This is a genomic window from Campylobacter coli LMG 9860, from assembly GCF_000254135.1.
Taxonomy (GTDB): domain Bacteria; phylum Campylobacterota; class Campylobacteria; order Campylobacterales; family Campylobacteraceae; genus Campylobacter_D; species Campylobacter_D coli.
Genome location: NZ_AINS01000004.1, coordinates 1 through 2840, shown reverse-complemented (window position 1 = coordinate 2840; position 2840 = coordinate 1). Strand labels below are relative to the sequence as shown.

General features: G+C 29.4%; 5 protein-coding genes and 1 pseudogene. All 6 read right to left on the bottom strand.

The features are described from left to right. Positions 1–151: 151 nt before the first annotated feature. Positions 152–613, bottom strand: a complete 462-nt coding sequence (locus CCO88_RS00850; RefSeq protein WP_002839041.1) for a DUF5675 family protein — start codon at positions 611–613, stop codon at positions 152–154. Further along, the gene (locus tag CCO88_RS00845; RefSeq protein WP_002818612.1) at positions 603–1076 is read right to left on the bottom strand and encodes a hypothetical protein; all 474 of its coding nucleotides are present in this window, start codon (positions 1074–1076) and stop codon (positions 603–605) included. Before CCO88_RS00845 ends, CCO88_RS00850 begins: the two co-directional genes overlap by 11 nt. Continuing rightward, positions 1073–1453, bottom strand: coding sequence for a hypothetical protein (locus CCO88_RS00840; protein ID WP_002785085.1), 381 nt, complete (start codon positions 1451–1453; stop codon positions 1073–1075). Before CCO88_RS00840 ends, CCO88_RS00845 begins: the two co-directional genes overlap by 4 nt. Next, positions 1450–2082, bottom strand: coding sequence for a DUF4376 domain-containing protein (locus CCO88_RS00835; RefSeq protein ID WP_002839040.1), 633 nt, complete (start codon positions 2080–2082; stop codon positions 1450–1452). The genes CCO88_RS00840 and CCO88_RS00835 overlap by 4 nt, the downstream gene beginning before the upstream one ends. Before the next feature lie 16 nt (positions 2083–2098). After that, positions 2099–2461 carry a hypothetical protein gene (locus CCO88_RS00830; protein ID WP_002839038.1) on the bottom strand — a complete coding sequence of 121 codons (363 nt, stop codon included), beginning with the start codon at positions 2459–2461 and terminating at the stop codon, positions 2099–2101. 1 nt (position 2462) lies between these two features. Then, positions 2463–2840, bottom strand: a pseudogene (locus CCO88_RS10430) (hypothetical protein); the annotation flags it as partial.

The window sequence follows — 2840 nt, the reverse complement described above, 5'->3', positions numbered from 1 at the left end:
TTTTACCCGTGAAAGTGGGTGATTTTTATGATTACATATCACCAAATAATCGTTATAATTATACTCTTATGTATAATTATTGTCAAGGCTTATTAGTCTTGTCCCCTTTTAGGGGATTATTTGGTAACCTACTTAAATTTCTTTCTCCTTTCTATGCTAACTCATTTGTTATTTCTAATTTAATGTCTTCAAGATTTTTACCATACACCAAATCATAAAATTCTTTACAAGCTTGTCTGCTTTGACCGACACTTTCATTATTATTATCTTTAGTAATCCCCAGCAAGATACAACCTTGTGTGTCTTTGTCTGTATTGCCCCAGTGTATTAAAATTGCACGACTTGCTGGAACTTCATCATTATAAACATTTATCATTGTATCATCATCTTTTTTTGTGATACTTCTTAAAGTGTTTTCAAATCTTGAAGGAGAATGCCTTTTTAAATCGTAAATGCCTTCTGGTATTCTCAAATCCTTGTTTCTTTCAACTCCTTCTTTATCCTCTTCTAAAGAAAAGCATTCAAGTAACAATTTATCATCATCATCAAAAACTTTAAATTTGCCTATGACACAAGTTTTTCCAGTGTATCTTCTAATGATTTTAATTTTCATTTGTATCCTTTAGTTTTTTATATAATTTATTAGGACTTGAACTTCCTGCATTCATATCTCCTAGCTTAACCAAACCACCTATTTGCAACGCTCTTATTATGATTTCAGAACAAAACCATTTGTCTTCACTATCTTTTGTGAATGTGAAAAAGCCCAAAATTCCTAAAAAATCATATTTTTTTCCTATTTGAGAGTAAAGAAATTCTTTTATTTTTGTCTCATTTATATCATTGATTTCTATAAAATCCCATCTGCCACTGTCTTTAAATTCTTTTATTCTTACTCCTTTATCTCTAGGACTTGAGCTAATCATTAAATTGTCTAAGATTATTTCACAGTGAGAATAGGAATTTAAAAAATCTCCATTTAATCTTTCTTTCCAAGATGAAGTAAAAAAAGCTATTGCTTTATCAAGAAAAGTAGATTTGTCATTTTCTTTAACTTTATAAAATGCAATTTTCATTCGTTTTCCTTTCTTTTATAAATCATTCTTAACTCATCATTTCTTATTTGAGTAAGCTTAACAAGCCTTTCATCCATTCGCATAAGATCTGTTTCTATAGCTTCTAGCTTATCGTTAGTTTTAGAGCAATGCGTTTGTATAAATTTGATTAAGCTATCATTGCTTGCTTTAGATACTGCAATTTGTTCTCTAATAAGAACATTAGTATTTTTGGTTTCACTTATAAGTTCCTTTGTTTTTTCCCCAGCTTCTTTATGTAAAGTTTTATATAAATGCCATGCAATCCCAGCTAAGACAAAAACCATCAATCCTAACAATGCTGATCCGCTTAAAGAGCCAAGTATAGCACCTTCTTTTATTATATTTTCAGTACTCATTCACTCTCCCATGCAATTAAATTTAATTCTTCTAAAGATGTGGCATTTTTCACTTTATTTCTTAGTTCATCATTTTTAAAAATAATACTTTCCGTATATTTAGCGATATTAACCCCAAATTCCAAAAATTCATCTTTGCTAAATGTGATGATTCTGTTATCTTTATCAATCCAAGCAATATTTTCCAAAGGAGTATTATTAAGATTTGCTAACATTATCTCGCTAACTTTTCCGCTGATATTAATTTTTGCTTCAGTATCAATTTGAAATGTAGTATTTTTAAAAGGCATAAATAAAAGCTTTTCTTCTTTTATTGCTTTTAACTCTTCTAATTTTAATTCTTTTAACTCTTCTAAGGTTTTTTCTTTAATCTCGTAAGAAATAATATAAAGATTACTTTTTTCATCGTAATTTTGAACTTGGTTAAGCATCTGTGTTTTTTCATTAAAGCTTGGCGCTTCTTCTTCTTGAACTTTAGCAAAACCGAGCTCTTTTAAAAGCCCATCATCGCAAGCACTTAAGAAATAAGTATCCTGTGCATCAATTTCACCTTCTTCGTTTTGTATTTTTACATCTTTTAAAAAAATATCATCATATTTTAAACTTTTATTTTTTAAATCATAAAACATATCTTTTCCTTTTGCTTTAATTAAAGTATTGAGTAATTTTAAATTTAAATGAGTTATCTAAGTATCCATTTTTAGATGAACTTAAAATCAATAAAATATCTGAAGAACTTATTTCAAATTCATATACATTCCCTGCATTACCAGAAAGGCCCCCATAAAAAGTATGAATATTTGTGTTATTCCTCTTATTTCTCAAAAAAATACTAATATAATCATTTTTGTGTGACCAGCTTTGAGTTAATGTTAATTTGATTTTAAAAAAATTAATACCATTGATAGGCTGTATTTCATGTCCAATTGAGGCATTAATTGTTTTCATGTTGCTGTACTCTTTATTTTCTTTTATAATTAGTGGTGATGCTCCAAGTATTAAACTCATGTTAAGTCCTTACTAATATTACATTATTCGAAGCTATGCAAAAATAAGCAAAAGTTTCAGTGCCACTAAATCCACTTTGAGCTACTCTAAATTTAAAAGGTGCCGAAAAAGCAGTGATATTTTGAGCATTATTGACAGTGATAGTTCCACTTTTACCTGCTCCACCCCAATTTGCTATACCAATAGCTCCTCTGGCTGTCATTGTTAAGATAAAATGCTGAGCTTGTCTTAAATCTATTTTTGGTGCTGTTTGATTTCCTAAGTTCTTAATTCCGCCGCCATAATCCACATACCATTTTCTTGCCAATTGTGCATCTTCTGTGGGATTAGCACTACACACAGGCGCTGCATTAAATGTCTTAACGCCTGCTATGGTTTG